Genomic DNA, 15,412 nt, shown 5'->3' with positions numbered 1-15,412 from the left:
GGAAGCTGCGGATCTCCATCGGTGCCGCGGGCACGGCGGGGCAGACAGTGTAGGTTGTGCGACAGTCGTGCGGTGGACCCCTCTTCCAAGCCGGTCGATGCGACGGATGTCTCTGCCATGTTGTACCGCGCGGCCATTGGCCCGGACCGGGACGGGCATTACCTGCAGCGTTTCCAGGCCCTGGACGCCGGTGCTGCGCAGGCGCCGCGCACGCGCCGCTGGCACTGGGGGGCCTTCGCCTCGGCAGTGGCCTGGCTCGCCTGGCGCGGCCTGATCGGCACGGCCGCCCTGTGGGCCGGCGCGGCGCTGCTGGGCAGCGTGCTGGCGCTGGGCCTGGCGCGCCTGGTGTTCGGCGCCGACGCCACGCAGCTGGCCCTGCTGTTGCTGGGGCTCACGCTCGCGGCCTCGCTGGCCTGGGGGCTCGGGGCCGAAAGCCTCTACCACCGGGTGTGCAGCCGCCGCATCCTCGACGCCGTGGCCACGCACGCCAGCGTCGCCCAGGCCTGCGCCGCACTGCAGCGGCGCCAACCCGGCCGCCTGGGCCGCTGGGCCGCGCTGCTGGCCCTGCAGGCCACCGTGCTGGCGGCCCTGGCGGGACTGGCCTTGGCGCTGCGGCCGCTGCCGGCGCAACCACCTGCGGTGCGCGTGGCGGCGGCTGCACCCGCCGGCGCGCAGGCCACTGCCGTGCGCACTGCGCCGGTACCCGCGCCCAGGCCCGAACCAGTGCCGGCCGCATCCCCCGCAGCGGCCTCCGCGCCGGCCCCTGCAACGGCCCCCGCCACCGATGCTCCGGCCGCGCCACCCATGGCCCCCCAAGCCAGCGCCCCCGGCCCGGCGGTGCCCGCCACGACGGCCAGCACGGCGGCGGCCGCGGCTGAGCCCCGGCGCGCGGCATCGCCCGCCGCCGAAGCCCCGCCGGCCGCGACCGGGCCCACCGGAGCGGTGGCCCGCTACGCCGTGCAGATCGGCGTGTTCGCCGAAGCCGCCAATGCGCAGGCGGCGCTGGCCAGGCTGCAGGCGGCCGGCCTGCCGGCGCGCAGCGAGACCTTGGCGCCTTCAGGCCAGCAGCGCGTGCGTGCCGGTCCGTTCGCCACGCAGGAGCAGGCGCAGCGCGCGGGCGAGCGCATCCGCGCGCAGGGCCTGCCGGCGGTGGTGGTGCGGCTGCCCGCGGCGCCCCAGGCCAAGGCCGCCCGCGACGGCGGGGCCTGACGGCACGGCCGCACCGGCCCGCCGCGCATCCTCTGTTTGGAGGACTGCTGGCCGGCCCGGGCCGCGCCTGCCTCGGTATGCTGCGCGGGCCTCTCAACCTTCCCCAACATCGAATGAAAGCACCACAGGCCCTCGCCGCCATTGCCATGGCCAGCGCGCTCGCTGCAACCCCCGCATGGGCAGACATCGTCTGGAACTGGAACTACGCCGGCACCGGCATCCAGGCCGGCGGCACGCTCACCACGGCGGACGCCGCCGATGCCGATGGCTTCCACCTGATCACGGCCATCACCGGCATGCGCAACGGCGATGCGATCACCGGCCTGTACCCCACCGGCGCGGCCATTCCAGGCAACGCGCCCTACGCGCTGGACAACCTGATCCGCTCCGGCCCGCAGGGACAGATCACGGTGCATGGCTTCGGTTTCACCACCGCGTCGGGTGGCTACGCCAACCCCTTCTTCGCCGACTTCAACAACCCGGCGATCTACATGGAGGTGTTCACCACCGCGTCGAGCTACAGCGAGGACGCCATCACGTTCACGGCCTCGGCGGTGCCCGAGCCGTCCAGCATGCTGCTGTGGCTGGCGGCGCTGGGCGCTGCGGGCTGGGCCGGTGCCCGCCGCCGCCGCCCCGGCACCTGACAGGTCGGCGCCTTCTCCGACGGCGGGATGGCCGCGCCCCGCCCAGCCGAAGCCGGCCGTCGCGCGCACAGTGGTGCCCTATTTGGGAGACCACGCCATGCCAGACGCCTTCGACACCACCACCCCGTCCGCCACGGGTTTGAAGCAGCAGGTGCGCGCGCTCATCGCCTACGACGACGCGCGCGACAGCGCGCCACAGGAGCATGCCGCCACGCTGCTCGGCGCGGGCGCCTTTGCGCTGTGCGCCCTGCGCGCACCGACCCGGCTGGGCGCGGTGCTGCACGCCATGGTGGCCGGCGCGCTGCTGCTGCGCGCCGCGTCCGGCCGCGATGGCCTGCGCCGCTGGGCCGGCGCACCGCCGGCGCGCCCCGCACACGCAGACAACCCGCGCCCGCACACGCGCGCCACGGTGACGGACTGGCGCACATCCGGGCCGCTGGCCTCGGACCCCGACCCAGACGGCACCGCGGCGCCCTGAAGCCGCCTGGCCGGGCACGTCCCGCGCGATCCTGCTGCGCGGCGTGTGCGTGCGCGCATTGCGCCAGAACCGGGACCGGCATCGATCTTGAGTCTCTGCACAAGCCCAGGTCCAGGGCCGTGGCCGGTCTTGCGGTCCCCGCGAGCCCCACGCCCGCCGCAAGCCCGGCCACAGCCTGAACCCTGTCGAATCCCGGATGGGCCCGCCGCGTGGCGGGCCGTCCTTCAGACGTCCGCGCCGCCGAAGCCACCTGGCGCACCGCCGGAGGCAAGCGCCGGGAGCAGGTGCCGGCTCGTCCCGGCGATGCCGCTGGCGGTCCCGGTCTCGGGTTCGCTGCATCGGACGACCAGGCGGTCGTGCAGGGGGCGGATGCTGGCCATGGTGAAGAGCTTCCTTGCGCGTCGGTTGGGTCTCCTGCGCGCCGGCCGATGCGGCCTGGCACTGGGCAGTGGCTGCATTCTTGGCGCGGCCCAGGCGCGCGCGAACGAAGACTTGTTCAGATGCTTGCTCGGAAAACGAGGATGCGCCCCGCCCACGCAAAGCGTCTATGCATATCGGTTTTCGTTCCTTGGCCCATGACCCCGGCGGGCCTAGAGTGGCAACGCCGCCCGCTGCTGCAGGCGGCCCGTTTTCACCCTTGTCTCCTGGCCTCTTGGGGCCGTTCAGCCCCGGCGCGCAAGCTCCGGGGCTTTTTCTTGGGCCGCAGCCGCAGGCACTGCGCGGCGCATATGCACATGCGGCTTCCTTCGTTCCCCTGCGCACGGCCCGCAGCGACAGTGCCGGCTCCAACACTTCGCACAGCGCGCCATGACCCCATTTCTCCGCCACCGACGCAACCTGCTGGCCGGCACCGCCGCCGCCCTGCTCGCCCTGGGCGCCGGCCCGGCCTTTGCACAGGACAAGCAGCGCCTGAAGGTCGGCATCTCGGTCGGCAACGCCGAGCAGATCTTCGAGGTGGTCAAGAAGGTCGCCGCCCAGCAGGGCCTGCAGCTCGACGTGGTGGTGTTCAACGACTACCAGCTGCCCAACGCCGCACTGGCCGCCGGCGACCTGGACGCCAACGCCTTCCAGCACCAGCCCTTCCTGGACAACCAGAACAAGGCGCGCGGCTTCGACATCGTGCCCGTGGGCCTGACCGTCACCGCGCCGCTGGGCTTTTACTCGCGCAAGATCAAGTCGCTGGACGCGCTGCCCGACGGCGCCTCGGTCGGCATCCAGAACGATCCGTCCAACGGCAACCGCGCCTTGCTGCTGCTGCAGAGCGCCGGCCTCGTCACGCTCAAGCCCGAGGCCGTGAAGAACAACACGGCCACGCCGCTCGACGTGGTGGGCAACCCGAAGAAGCTCAAGCTCATTGCGCTGGATGCGGCGCAGTTGCCGCGCTCGCTGGACGACCTGGCCATCGCCTCGATCAACAACGACTACGCCGAGAAGGCCGGCCTGTCGCTGGCGCGCGACGCCGTGATCAAGGAATCGCCCAGGAGCCCCTACGCCAACCTGATCGCGGTGCGCCGCGCCGACCAGGACAAGCCCTGGGCCAAGCGCCTGGTGGCGGCCTACCAGTCGCCCGAGGTCAAGCGGTTCATCGAGACCCAATTCAACGGCGCCCTGGTGCCGGCCTTCTGAGGACATTGCCATGCACAACAACCAACAACACAACGACAAGCGGGCCAGCCTGCGCCGCATCGGCACCCTGGCCGTGTTCCTGACCGCGGCCCGCTTCGGCGGCGCCCAGGCCCAGACGCCCACCCTGCGCGTGGGCGTGCGCGGCGGTACCGACGAGGAGATCTGGGAGGTGGTGACCCAGGTGGCCAAGAAGAACGGCCTGAACGTCAAGCCCGTGGTGGTGACGGGCGCGGCCAGCCCCAACGAGGCGCTCAACAACGGCGACCTGGAGGCCAACTCGTTCCAGCACGTGCCCTTCCTGCGCGACCAGGTGCAGCAGCGCGGCTACAAGCTGGTCTCGGTGGGCGACACCTACATCTCGCCCATCGCCTTCTACTCGAAGAAGCACAAGCGCTTTGGCGACCTGCCCGAGAACGCGCGCCTGGGCATCCCGAACGACCCGAGCAACCAGACGCGCGCGCTCGTGGTGCTGCGCGACCAGGGCGTGCTGACGCTGCGCAACGGCTTCGATCCGGCCAAGGGCACGGCCACGCTGGCCGACATCACGGGCTACAAGAAGAAGGTGCAGCTGGTAGAGGCCGCCTCCGTGGTGCTGGCGCGTTCGCTGGAAGACCTGGACGCCTCGGCCATCGTCAACACCTTCGCCTACCAGGCCGGCCTGATCGCCACGCGCGACGGGCTCGCGGTGGAAAAGCGCGAGAACAACCCCTACGTCAACATCATCGTGGTGCGCGAGCAGGACCGCGGCGCGGCCTGGGTCGCACCGCTGGTCAAGTCCTACCAGTCGCCCGAGGTGCGTGCCTTCATCGAAAGCAAGTACCAGGGCTCGGTCGTCCCGGCGTTCTGAGTCCATGAGCGGTCCCCCGCCCGCCGTGGACATCGCCACGCCCCACATCGTCTTCGAGCAGGTGCACAAGCGCTTCGCCGGCCCGCACGGCGACGTGCAGGCGCTCGAGGCGCTGAGCTTCTCGGTGCTGCGCGGCGAGGTGTTCGGCATCATCGGCCGCAGCGGCGCCGGCAAGTCCACGCTGCTGCGCGCCATCAATGCACTGGAGGCGCCCAGCGGCGGCCAGGTGACCGTGGACGGCGTCGAGGTCGGCGCGCTGGACGAGGACGCCCTCGTCGCGCTGCGCCGGCGCATCGGCATGATCTTCCAGCACTTCAACCTGCTGGCCGCCAAGACCGTGCGCGAGAACGTGGCGCTGCCGCTGCGCGTGGCCGGCTGGCGTCCCGCCGCCATCCACGCCCGGGTGGAGGAACTGCTGGCCTTGGTCGGCCTGGCCGACAAGGCCGATGTCTACCCCGCCAAGCTCTCGGGTGGCCAGAAGCAGCGCGTGGGCATCGCACGCGCGCTGGTGCACGGCCCGGAGGTGCTGCTGTGCGACGAGGCCACCTCGGCGCTGGACCCCGAGACCACCCAGTCCATCCTCGCGTTGCTGCGCCAGATCAACCAGACGCTCGGCCTCACCGTGGTGCTGATCACGCACGACATGGCCGTGATCCGCGCCATCTGCGACCGCGTGCTGGTGCTGGACGCGGGCCGGCGCCAGGAGATCGGCGAGGTCTGGCGCGTGTTCGGCGATCCGCAGGCCGAGGCCACGCGCGCGCTGCTGCGCCCGCTGCAGCAGGAGCTGCCGGCCGACCTGGCGCAGGCGCTGGTGCCCACGCTGGACGGCCGGCCCGGCCGCGCCATCTACAGCGCCGGCTTCGCAGGCCGCACGCCGGCCCAGGGCCTGCCGCTGGCGTCCCTGGCCGCGCTGGGCCCCGGCGCCGAGCTGCTGCACGGCGGCCTGGACCGCATCCGCGGCCATGCGCACGGCCGGCTGCTGCTGTCGCTGCCGGCCGACACCGCCCCTTCCGAAGACCGGTTGCGCCAGATCCTCGGCGCCGACCACCTCGCACTGCTCGGCCATGTCCCTGCCCCCGCTTGAACGCTACCTGCAGGCCCTGCTGGAAACCCTGGCCATGGTCGGCGTCTCGGCCGTCATCGCCATCGGCGTGGGCCTGCTGCTGGCCATCGTGCTGAACGTGACGGGGCCGCGCGGCGTCTATGCGCGGCCGCGGCTGCACAAGGGGTTGTCGGTCACGGTCAACATCTGCCGCGCCATCCCCTTCATCATCCTGCTGGTGGCGCTGCTGCCCGTCACGCGCGCCATCGTCGGCACCACGCTCGGCACCTGGGCGGCGGTGGTGCCGCTGGCGGCCAACCTGATCCCGTTCTACGCGCGCATCGCGCAGGTCAGCCTGAACGAGGTGGACGGCGGCCTCATCGAGGCGGCGCGCGCGATGGGCTGCAAGCGCTGGCACATCGTGCGCCACGTGCTGCTGCCCGAGGCCCTGCCCGGCATCATCGGCGGCATGACGGTCAGCGTGATCGCCATGGTCAACGCCTCGGCCATGGCCGGCGCGGTCGGTGCCGGCGGCCTGGGCGACCTGGCCATCCGCTACGGCTACGAGCGCTACGAGACGCGCGTGATGTTCGAGGTCATCGTGATCCTGATCGCGCTGGTCTCGGTGCTGCAGTTCGCCGGCGAGTGGCTGGCGCGGCGCACCGACCACCGGGCCTGAGCCACCGCGCCCCTATAGATACGCCGGCAACAGCCTGGCAGTGAACTGCAGGCAGGCCAGTTCCTCGTCCGAGATCGCCTGCTCGACCAGGTCGAAATGGCACAGCGTGCCGTGCAGGTCGCCGCGGTCGTTGAGCAGCGGAACGCCGTGGTAGGCCATCACCACGCCCTGGAAGGGGCTGTAGTCCAGCCGGCGGTCCTGCCGCGTGTTGTCGGTCAGGAAATAGCCTTCGCGCAGCACGATCTGGCAGAAGCTGTCCTTGAGCACGACCACCTCCAGCGCCTCGGGTCTCACCTCGCCGAGCTTGTCGAACATGTGCGTGTTGCGCAGCAGCTCGCCGTCCAGCGCGAAGATGCCGGAGTAGCGGTGCGCAACGCCGGCGTTCATGGCGCGCAGCCCTTCGTCGACGCCCCCCGAACGGAAGGCCTGCGCGATCGCGCTGGTCCGCGCCGACGGCGGGTCGCGCAGCAAGCCCGGGGGCAGCGAATGGAACGTGGACGGAGAAAAGAGCATCGTGGTGGCCTCGGCGGGTCAGCGGCGCATTGTCCGTCTTGCCAAGCATGCGGCGTACCCGCCGCCCCTCACGCCGGCAACCGCGCCACCGCCCCCAGCAAGGCCTGCGTGTAGGCGTCCCGCGGGTGGTCCAGCACCTCGTGCGCCGGCCCGGCCTCGCGCAGCACCCCGCCCTGCAGCACCGCCACGTCGTGGCTGACCTGCCGGATCACGCCCAGGTCGTGCGAGATGAACAGGAAGGCGGCGCCCGTGTCGCGCTGCAGCGCCGCCACGAGCCGCAGCACCTGCTGCTGCACCGAGACGTCGAGCGCGGACACAGGCTCGTCCATGACGACCAGCCGCGGCTCCACGGCCAGCGCGCGGGCGATGGCCACGCGCTGGCGCTGCCCGCCCGAGAGCAGGAGCGGACGGCGCGCGGCCAGGGCGGCCGGCAGCTCCACGCGCGCGAGCCATTCGGCCACACGCCCGCGCACGCGCGCCGGCGGCTCGCGGCCGAAACGCAGGGCCAGCGCCTCGGCCAGGATGGTGCCGACCGTGTGGCGCGGGTCGAAGGAAGACAAGGGGTCCTGGTAGACGAACTGGACCGCGCGCGCGCGGCCGGCGGCTGGACGCTGCAGCAGCGGGCCGGCGACGATCTCGCCCGCGCTGGGCACTTCCAGCCCGGCCACGATGCGCGCCAGCGTGGTCTTGCCCGAACCCGATTCGCCGACCAGGCCCAGCGTGCGGCCCGGGTGCAGCACGAGGTCCACGCCACGCACCACCTCGCGGTCGCCGAAGCGCTTGCGGATGCCTTGCACGCGCAGCAGCGGTTCGGCGCCCGGCGCCACGGGCGCAGCCGGCGCGCCGCCGCGCGCCGGACCATGGACGCGCGGCACCGCGTCGAGCAGCGCGCGCGTGTAGGCGTGCCGGGGCCGGCGCAGCACCTGGGCCGTGGGGCCGGACTCGACCACCTCGCCGCCGCGCAGCACCAGCACATGGTCTGCCAGCTGCGCCACCACGCCCAGGTCGTGGCTGATCAGCAGCAACGCCGTGCCGGCGTCGCGCAGTTCGCGGAACAGCGCCAGGATCTGCTGCTGCACCGAGGCGTCCAGCGCCGTGGTCGGCTCGTCGGCGATCAGCAGCGGCGGCGCGCCGGCCAGCGCGCTGGCGATCAGCGCGCGCTGGCGCTGCCCGCCCGACAGCTGGCCCGGGTAGGCGTGCAGGCGCTCGGCCGCACCGTCGAGCCGGGCGCGTGCCAGCAGTTCCATCACGCGCGCCTGGGTGGCTGCGCCGCGCGGGCCGCCCGTGGCGCGCACGGCCTCGGCCAGCTCCTGGCCGATGCTGCGCAGCGGGTCGAGCGAGACCAGCGCGTCCTGCAGGATGTAGCCGATCTCGCGGCCGCGCACCGCACGCCATTGGCGCTCGCGCAGGCGCAGCAGGTCGCGGCCGCCCAGTTCCAGCGCATCGGCACGCACGCGCGCGCCGGCACCGTGCAAGCCCAGCAGGCTGCGCGCCGTGACGCTCTTGCCCGAACCGGACTCGCCCACCAGCGCCACGCAGCCACCGCTCGGAATGTCGAAGCTCACGCCGCCGACGGCCTGGCGCCAGTGCCAGCCCTGGCGGAAATCCACCGCGAGGTTGCGCACGCGCACGAGCGGCGGGGCCTTGGCGGGCGCAGCGCCTTGCGCCGCATGCTCTGGCAACAGCCTCATGACCGGCCCTCCGACCGCCGCTGCAGCCACTGCCCCAGCACCGTGGTGCTGGCCACGAACACCGTCAGTGCCGCGCCCGGGAACACCGCGGCCCACCAGCCCATGGTCAGAAAGCTGCGCGCATTGGTCAGCATGGAACCCCACTCGGGCGCGGGCGGCGGGCTGCCCAGGCCCAGGAAGCTCAGCGCCGCGCCCGCCAGCGTGGCACCGCCCAGGCCCAGCGTGGCGATGGTGCCCACGGGCCGCAGCGCGTTGGGGATGGTGTGGCGCCACAGCACCTCGGCCGGCGACAGGCCCAGCGCGCGCGCCGCCTCCACATACGGCTCGGCGCGCGTGCGCAGGGCCTGGGCCCGCACCACGCGCGTGTAGTAGGGAATGCCGGCCACGCCGATGGCCAGCGCGGCATGCAGCACGCCGCTGCCGAACAGCGCGACGATGAAGATGGCCAGCAGCAGCTCGGGGAAGGCCGCGCCGATGTCGGTCAGCCGCATGACGATGGTCGGCGCGAAGCGGCGCGTGAGGCCGGCCACCAGGCCCAGCGCCGAGCCCAAGGTGACGGCCAGCGCCACGGCGCCGAAGCCCAGCGCGAGCGAGGAGCGGGCGCCGTGCACCACGCGCGTGTAGACGTCGCGGCCGATCTGGTCGGTGCCGAAGGGATGAGAAACCGAAGGCGGCGCCAGCAGCGCGCTGCGGTCGGCCGCCAGAGGATCGCCGGGTGCCAGCAGTTCGGGCCACAGCGCGGCCACGGCGAACAGCAGCACCACGGCCAGGCTCAGCGCGGCGAACAGCTCGCCGATGCCGGGCCAGCGCACGGCCGGCAGCGCCAGGCCGGAAGGAACAGCGGCCGAACTCATGTGGCAGGCGCCGCGTCGATGCGGTGGTCGATCAGGATGTAGGCCATGTCGATGAGCGTGTTGATGGCGATGAAGGCCAGCGTGCCGACGATGACCAGGCCCAGCACCAGCGGCATGTCCTGCCGCGTGACGGCGTTGACGAGCAGCCGGCCCAGGCCGGGGCGGCCGAACAGCGTCTCGGTGATGGCCGCGCCGCCCAGCAGCGCGCCGAACGAAAAGCCCAGCATCGTGAGGTAGGGGATCACGGCATGGCGCAGCGCATGCCGCAGCTTCACGCCCAGGCGCGACAGGCCGCGCGCACGCGCCGTGAGGATGAAGGGCTGCTCCAGCACCTCGTCCAGCGCACGGCGCAGCACCTGGGCCAGCGGCGCCGCCGTGGGCAGTGCGATGGTCAGCGCGGGCAGCACCAGCGTGCGCAGGTCGCCCGTGTCGAGCAGCGGGAACACGCGCCACTGCACGGCCAACCCCAGCATCAGCAGGAAGCCGACCCAGAACACGGGCGTGGAGGCAAGCACCAGTTCCACCGCGCTGGCCAAGGCGCTGGCCGTGCGGTGCCCTGCGGTCAGCAGGGCGACGCCCGCAGACAGCACGACCGCGAACAGGCTGGCCAGGCCGGCCAGCGCCAGCGTGGGCAAGGCCTGCTCGGCGATCAGGGCCAGCACGGGCTGGTCCTGCGCGTAGGAGATGCCGAGGTCGCCACGCAGCAGCCGCCCGAGGTACAGCAGGTACTGCACGACGAGCGGCTGGTCCAGGTGGTATTCGACGCGGATCGCGTCCAGCACCTCCTTGGTGATGGCGACGGCATCCAGCCCTGCCCCGGCGATGACCAGGGCCGGGTCTGTGGGCACCAAGCGCAGCGCGAGGAACGCGAACGTGGCCGCGCCCCAGAGCGTGAGCAGCGCCAGGCCCAGGCGGCGCAGCAGCAGGGTGCTGCGCTTACTTGGCGATCCAGGCATCGAACAGGTAGGGCTGCGGCCAGGCCTTGTCCCAGGACACGCCATGCACGTTGGACTGCGCCGCCACCAGGCGACCGCGCGTGTACAGCGGCACCGAGGGTGCGTAGTTCGGCAGGATCTCCTGCGCCTCGGCGTAGTGGCGCGCGCGGTCGGCGGCCTTGCCGGACGCACGGGCCTTGGCCAGCACGGCGTCGAGTTCGGGGATGCTCAGGAACGAGGCGTTCGAGCCCACCGTGCTGCCATCGCTGATGTTGTCGCTGCCGTACAGGCGCCACAGCTGCATGCCCGTGGCCTCGGACTGGAACGAGCCCAGGATGCCGTAGTTGCCGTTGTACAGGCGCTGTGCCAGGTCGGTCGCGGTCACGGGTTGCAGTTGGATCTCGATGCCCAGCTTGCGGGCGTCGACCTGCACCTGCTCCAGGGTGCGCTGCGCCAGCTGGTCGTTGTCGGCATAGGGCGACGCGGTGGACAGGCGCTTGCCGTCCTTGGTGCGGTAGCCCTGCGCGTCGCGCTGGGTCCAGCCCGCGGCGTCCAGCAGTTCACCGGCGCGCTTGGGGTCGTGGCGGATCCTGTTCTTGAGGCTCTTGGCGAAGTCCGGCGTGCTGGTGGCCAGGTACTCCTGCACCGGGTAGGCGCCGAAGCTCGCGGCGCTCGCGATGCCGGCGCGGTCCAGGCCCGCCAGCAGGGCCAGGCGCACTTCCTTCTGGTCGAAGGGCGGGCGGCGCGTGTTCAGGTGCAGGCTGTAGCCCACGCCGGGCAGCAGGAACTCCGAGGTCTGGTACTTGCCGGCCTTGACGGTCCTGGCGTGCTCGGGCGGGATGTAGTCCACCACATGGGCCTCGCCCGTCAGCAGCGCGTTGTAGCGGGTCTGGTCTTCGGGCAGGAACACGTAGCGCACGCTGTCCACGTAGGCGTTGCCGCGGTGGAACCTGGGCGGCGCCCAGTTGTACTCGTCGTTGCGCACATAGGACAGGCTCTGGCCCTTGACCCAGCGGTCGAACTTGAAGGGGCCGGTGCCGATCAGCTTGCTGGCCAGCGACTTCGGATCCTGCTCCAGCTGCTGCCTGGAGACGATGCCGAAGTACGGCGCCGCGATCAGCGTGAGGAAGCTCGACTCGGGCGTGCCCAGCGTCACCTCCAGCGTGTACGCGTCGATGACGCGCGCCACGGGCTTGAGCTTGGCCGTGGAGCCGGTGGACTTGTTGGCCGGGTTGGCGATGAAGTCGAAGTTGGCCTTCACGGCCTCGGCGTTGAACGGCGTGCCGTCGTGGAACTTCACGTCGCGGCGCAGGTGGAAGGTGTAGACCCTGGCGTCGGCAGAAATGTCCCAGCGTTCGGCCAGCCAGGGGTCGTAGCTGCCGTCGCCGTTGTCCCAGACCAGCGAGTCGAGCACGGGCCGCACCGAGTGCGCGCCCGAGCCCTGGTCCACCAGCGGATTGAGCAGCACGGGCTCGGCGCGCAGCGCCACCACCAGCTGGCCACCGCGTTGGGGCGGGCCGGCCTCGCCAGCGGGTGCCGCCAGCACGGCGCTGGTGGCGAGCAACGACAGCGCCAGCGCGCCGACGGTGCGGCGCGACACGAGCTTCTTCATGAGGGAAATCCTTGCGAGTTGAACCGACAGGCCGGCGAACGCGCAATGGGTGCGCAGCTGCCGGCGGCGCTGGCAATGTAGGGCGAATGCCGCGTGCGGCTCAGCATGGTTTCGCATAAGCAATCTCGGTCTGCGCAGCAGGCGCGGGCGCGCGCGCCGCCGGCCCACCGCGGCTTCTTGCAGCTGGCGCTTGACTTAGAGTGCGCTCGAACTTCCAGAATCGCGCCCATGGCATCCCTCCTCACCATTGCCGAAGTCGCCGAACGCACGGGCTTGAGCGCGCACACGCTGCGCTACTACGAGCGCGCGGGCCTGATCGCGCCCGTGGCGCGTGCGCCTGGCGGCCAGCGCCGCTATGCGGCCTCGGACATGGAATGGATCGGATTCCTGCTGCGCCTGCGCGACACCCGCATGCCCATCGGGCAGATGCAGGCGTTCGCGCGGCTGCGCAGCGAGGGGAACGCCACCGCCGCCGAACGGCGCGCCATGCTGGAGCAGCACCTCGCGCAGGTGCTGGCCACGGTCAACGCGATGCAGCAGGCCGCCCAGGCGCTGCAGGCCAAGATCGGGCACTACCGGGGCCTGGAGGCTTCCCTTCGCAACACGCCGACGCCAACGCCAACGCCACCACGCCAAGGAGAAGATCCCCATGTCCCCCGAGACCAGTCCACGTTACCTGCAGGGCCTCGCCAAGCTGCGCGAGATCGACGGGCAAGCCGGTGAGCACGTCGTTGCCAGCCTGGCCGACATCGCGCCCGACTTCGCCCGCTACCTGATCGAGTTCCCCTTCGGCGACATCTATTCGCGCCCCGGCCTGGACCTGCGCAGCCGCGAGATCGCGGTGGTGGCCGCGTTGACCGCGATGGGCAACGCCGCGCCGCAGCTCAAGGTGCACCTGCAGGCAGCGCTGAACGTGGGCGTCACGCGCGCGGAGATCGTGGAGGTCATCATGCAGATGGCCGTGTACGCGGGCTTCCCGGCGGCACTCAACGCGCTGGCGGCCGCACGCGAGGTGTTCGCGGCCGGCGCTGCCGATGCGGTGGCGGCGTGAGACACGGCATCCCACGCCGCGCGCCGGAAACACCCGCGACGCCCTGGACACCTGAAACGCCCGCCAGGCCGTACCGGCCAGGATCCGCCATGTCGGCGTCGCGGCGTGGCCATGCCGCCGCTCAGGACGTGGGCGTGGCCGCGGGGCCGCTGCGCACGGCGAGCCCGTAGAGCGCCAGCAGGCCCAGCACATGGCCGATGGCCACGCCCGCTTCGCCGGCCTCGATGCGGCCGATCGTCTGCACGTGCACGCCCAGGCGCGCCGCCGCGGCGGCCTGCCCTTCGCCCGCCGCCAGGCGCGCGGCCCTGGCGGCCTCGCCGAGCGCCTTGATCGCGCCGAGCGCCTCGTTGCCGATGTCGACGGAGATGCGTTTGCCTTGGGCCATGCCGCCATTGTGCCGACAAGCCTGCCATGGCCCGCACCACTGCGGCCGCGGTGTCCGGCTGGCCGGGCCACCACCCGGCGCGCGGGGCTAAGTGGCGCCGGGCGCGTCCTGCCGCAGCCGGGCCAGCGCCTGCCGCACGGCGTCCACCACGCCCGCCCAGTCGCCGCGCCGGCCCTGGCGGAACAGCCGCGTGCGCGGATACCAGGGTGTGTCGCTGCGCGCGCGCAGCCAGCGCCAGTCCACGCGGTAGGCGGGCAGCAGCACCCAGCAGGGGCGACCGAGCGCGCCCGCCAGGTGGCAGGCGGCGGTGTCGACCGAGACCAGCAGGTCGAGCTGGGACAGCACCGCCGCCGTGTCGGCGAAATTCTCCACGGCGCTGGCCAGGTGCACGAGCGGCTGGCCGGCCGGTGGCTGCAGGCCCTCCTCCTCGCCGGCCCCTTTCTGCAGGCTCACGAAGGCAACGCCAGGCACCTGCCACAGCGGCGCCAGCGTGGCCAGGCCCGGCAGCGAGCGGTCGGCATCGTTGTCGTGGTTTGGGTTGCCGCGCCAGACCAGGCCGACCTTGAGCGGCGCGGCCGGAATGCGCGGCGCCCAGCGCGCCAGCGCGGCGGAGGCAGGCCGCAGGCAAGGCGCCTGGGCAGGAACGGACCCGGTGCGCGTGCCGCAGAACAGCGGCAGGTTCTGCAGCGGCACCCAGTAGTCGTGCAGCGGCAAGGCGGCCGGCGCGTCGTGCAGCGCGATGTGCCGGTCGGCGCCGGCCATGCCGCGCAGGAGCCCCTGCAGCGCGGCCGCGCCCGCATGCGTGATGTGCGCGGGCCGGTGCTGGCCGCGCACCAGCGGCAGGTAGCGGCACCACTGCAACTGGTCGCCATGCCCCTGCCCGGCCCAGACCAGCAGGCGCTTGCCCTGCAGCGGCTGGCCGGTCCACTGCGGCGCCGCGCCGGGCGGCGGCGGGTCGGGAAAGCCGGGCGCCACCGCGCCGGGCGGCAGCAGCGCGTAGCCCGCCGCGGCCTGTGCGAAACCTTCGGCCAGCCGGTCCACCGACAGCAGCAGCTGGCCCAGGTTGATCCGTGCCGAAGCCAGGCCGGGCGCCTGCGCCACGGCGGCGCGCAGGACGCGCTCGGCCTCGTGCACGCGGCCCAGGTCGTAAAGCAGCGCGCCCAGGTTGGAGAGGTGGCGCGCGTCCCGCGGCTGCAGGCGCAGCGCCTCGCGGTAGTGCCACTCGGCCTCGGCCTCGCAGCGGCCGTCGGCAGACGGGCGGCGCGCCAGCACGCCGGCCAGGTGGTTGTGCACCTCGGCCTCGTCGGGCGCCAGCGCAAGGGCCCGGCGCTGGCAGGCCTCGGCCTCGTCGATCCGGCGCTGCTGCTCCAGCACCAGGCCCAGGTTGGTGAGGGCGGCCACGTCGTCGGGCTGCAGTTCCAGGGCGCTGCGGTAGGCCGCCTCGGCCTGCGCCAGGCGCCTGCGGGCCGCGAGCAGCACGCCCAGGCCGAGCCAGCAGCGCGCGTCGGCGCTGCCATCGTCGGCAGCCGCCTGGTAGCAGGCCAGGGCCTCGCCGTCCCGGCCCCGCGCGCGCAGCAGGCTGGCGAGGTGGTGGGTGACGAGCGCGTCGGGCCGCAGCGCGAGCGCGCGGCGCCAGCAGCGTTCGGCCTCCTCATCGCGGCCGCACAGCCGGGCGGCGATGCCGCAGGCGCTCCACAGCCTGGCGTCTTCGGGGTCGGCCTGCAGGGCCAGCATGCCGAGCCGGCAGGCCGCTTCGGCATCGCCGTTGTCAAGCGCATCGAGCACGCGCACCAGTGCGTCAGTGGCCATGCGCGAAGGCCGGGATGCAGCAGGTGGAACGGTGCAT

General features: G+C 72.8%; 17 protein-coding genes. 9 read left to right on the top strand and 8 right to left on the bottom strand.

Annotation, left to right across the window (positions count from 1 at the left end; genetic code table 11):
* Positions 1 to 117: 117 nt before the first annotated feature.
* The 3 genes from ASF44_RS04765 (at position 118) to ASF44_RS04755 (ending at position 2,331) form a co-directional block, all read left to right on the top strand.
* Complete coding sequence (locus ASF44_RS04765; RefSeq protein ID WP_056897961.1) at positions 118 to 1,209, top strand: SPOR domain-containing protein; 1,092 nt, start codon at positions 118 to 120, stop codon at positions 1,207 to 1,209.
* Positions 1,210 to 1,322: 113 nt separating this feature from the next.
* Positions 1,323 to 1,853 (top strand): PEP-CTERM sorting domain-containing protein, encoded by a 531-nt coding sequence (locus tag ASF44_RS04760; RefSeq protein WP_162243782.1) that lies wholly within the window; start codon positions 1,323 to 1,325, stop codon positions 1,851 to 1,853.
* Between the two features lie 97 nt (positions 1,854 to 1,950).
* Positions 1,951 to 2,331: a hypothetical protein gene (locus ASF44_RS04755; RefSeq protein WP_200930551.1), complete on the top strand. Its 381-nt coding sequence runs from the start codon at positions 1,951 to 1,953 to the stop codon at positions 2,329 to 2,331.
* 224 nt (positions 2,332 to 2,555) lie between these two features.
* Here the strand turns inward: ASF44_RS04755 and ASF44_RS31510 are convergent, their stop codons facing one another.
* Positions 2,556 to 2,711 carry a hypothetical protein gene (locus ASF44_RS31510; protein WP_156374344.1) on the bottom strand — a complete coding sequence of 52 codons (156 nt, stop codon included), beginning with the start codon at positions 2,709 to 2,711 and terminating at the stop codon, positions 2,556 to 2,558.
* 427 nt (positions 2,712 to 3,138) lie between these two features.
* Here ASF44_RS31510 and ASF44_RS04750 point away from each other — a divergent pair, with 427 nt between their 5' ends.
* Genes ASF44_RS04750 through ASF44_RS04735 form a run of 4 tightly spaced genes read left to right on the top strand, consistent with a single transcriptional unit; the run spans position 3,139 to position 6,525 of the window.
* The gene (locus ASF44_RS04750) at positions 3,139 to 3,957 is read left to right on the top strand and encodes a MetQ/NlpA family ABC transporter substrate-binding protein (protein ID WP_056897959.1); all 819 of its coding nucleotides are present in this window, start codon (positions 3,139 to 3,141) and stop codon (positions 3,955 to 3,957) included.
* A gap of 10 nt (positions 3,958 to 3,967) precedes the next feature.
* Positions 3,968 to 4,804, top strand: a complete 837-nt coding sequence (locus ASF44_RS04745) for a MetQ/NlpA family ABC transporter substrate-binding protein (RefSeq protein ID WP_056897958.1) — start codon at positions 3,968 to 3,970, stop codon at positions 4,802 to 4,804.
* A gap of 4 nt (positions 4,805 to 4,808) precedes the next feature.
* Positions 4,809 to 5,888 carry a methionine ABC transporter ATP-binding protein gene (locus ASF44_RS04740; RefSeq protein ID WP_056897957.1) on the top strand — a complete coding sequence of 360 codons (1,080 nt, stop codon included), beginning with the start codon at positions 4,809 to 4,811 and terminating at the stop codon, positions 5,886 to 5,888.
* Positions 5,869 to 6,525: a methionine ABC transporter permease gene (locus ASF44_RS04735; RefSeq protein WP_056897956.1), complete on the top strand. Its 657-nt coding sequence runs from the start codon at positions 5,869 to 5,871 to the stop codon at positions 6,523 to 6,525. The genes ASF44_RS04740 and ASF44_RS04735 overlap by 20 nt, the downstream gene beginning before the upstream one ends.
* Before the next feature lie 12 nt (positions 6,526 to 6,537).
* Here the strand turns inward: ASF44_RS04735 and ASF44_RS04730 are convergent, their stop codons facing one another.
* The 5 genes from ASF44_RS04730 to ASF44_RS04710 all read right to left on the bottom strand — a co-directional run bounded on the left by ASF44_RS04730 (position 6,538) and on the right by ASF44_RS04710 (position 12,130).
* Positions 6,538 to 7,038, bottom strand: coding sequence for a hypothetical protein (locus ASF44_RS04730; RefSeq protein ID WP_056897955.1), 501 nt, complete (start codon positions 7,036 to 7,038; stop codon positions 6,538 to 6,540).
* Between the two features lie 68 nt (positions 7,039 to 7,106).
* On the bottom strand, positions 7,107 to 8,729 hold the full coding sequence (locus ASF44_RS04725; RefSeq protein WP_056897954.1) for an ABC transporter ATP-binding protein: 1,623 nt from the start codon (positions 8,727 to 8,729) through the stop codon (positions 7,107 to 7,109).
* Positions 8,726 to 9,583 carry an ABC transporter permease gene (locus ASF44_RS04720; RefSeq protein WP_056897953.1) on the bottom strand — a complete coding sequence of 286 codons (858 nt, stop codon included), beginning with the start codon at positions 9,581 to 9,583 and terminating at the stop codon, positions 8,726 to 8,728. Before ASF44_RS04720 ends, ASF44_RS04725 begins: the two co-directional genes overlap by 4 nt.
* The gene (locus tag ASF44_RS04715) at positions 9,580 to 10,539 is read right to left on the bottom strand and encodes an ABC transporter permease (protein WP_056897952.1); all 960 of its coding nucleotides are present in this window, start codon (positions 10,537 to 10,539) and stop codon (positions 9,580 to 9,582) included. The genes ASF44_RS04720 and ASF44_RS04715 overlap by 4 nt, the downstream gene beginning before the upstream one ends.
* Positions 10,520 to 12,130 (bottom strand): ABC transporter substrate-binding protein, encoded by a 1,611-nt coding sequence (locus ASF44_RS04710; RefSeq protein WP_056897951.1) that lies wholly within the window; start codon positions 12,128 to 12,130, stop codon positions 10,520 to 10,522. The genes ASF44_RS04715 and ASF44_RS04710 overlap by 20 nt, the downstream gene beginning before the upstream one ends.
* A gap of 228 nt (positions 12,131 to 12,358) precedes the next feature.
* Between ASF44_RS04710 and ASF44_RS04705 the strand changes: the two genes are divergently transcribed.
* Together ASF44_RS04705 and ASF44_RS04700 are read left to right on the top strand one after the other, a co-directional pair.
* Positions 12,359 to 12,853: a MerR family transcriptional regulator gene (locus ASF44_RS04705; RefSeq protein ID WP_056897950.1), complete on the top strand. Its 495-nt coding sequence runs from the start codon at positions 12,359 to 12,361 to the stop codon at positions 12,851 to 12,853.
* Positions 12,780 to 13,181: a carboxymuconolactone decarboxylase family protein gene (locus ASF44_RS04700; protein ID WP_056897949.1), complete on the top strand. Its 402-nt coding sequence runs from the start codon at positions 12,780 to 12,782 to the stop codon at positions 13,179 to 13,181. Before ASF44_RS04705 ends, ASF44_RS04700 begins: the two co-directional genes overlap by 74 nt.
* 121 nt (positions 13,182 to 13,302) lie before the next feature.
* Here the strand turns inward: ASF44_RS04700 and ASF44_RS04695 are convergent, their stop codons facing one another.
* A complete protein-coding gene (locus ASF44_RS04695) occupies positions 13,303 to 13,566 on the bottom strand; it encodes a helix-turn-helix domain-containing protein (protein ID WP_056897948.1) in 264 nt (87 codons plus the stop codon).
* Between the two features lie 87 nt (positions 13,567 to 13,653).
* Positions 13,654 to 15,375, bottom strand: a complete 1,722-nt coding sequence (locus tag ASF44_RS04690) for a tetratricopeptide repeat protein (RefSeq protein ID WP_056897947.1) — start codon at positions 15,373 to 15,375, stop codon at positions 13,654 to 13,656.
* Positions 15,376 to 15,412 lie beyond the last annotated feature (37 nt).

Origin of the sequence: Pseudorhodoferax sp. Leaf274 (assembly GCF_001422445.1) — a bacterium.
Lineage (GTDB): Bacteria > Pseudomonadota > Gammaproteobacteria > Burkholderiales > Burkholderiaceae_C > Pseudorhodoferax.
Note: the sequence above shows the minus strand (reverse complement) of the source record. Positions and strands in the feature narration are given on the sequence as shown.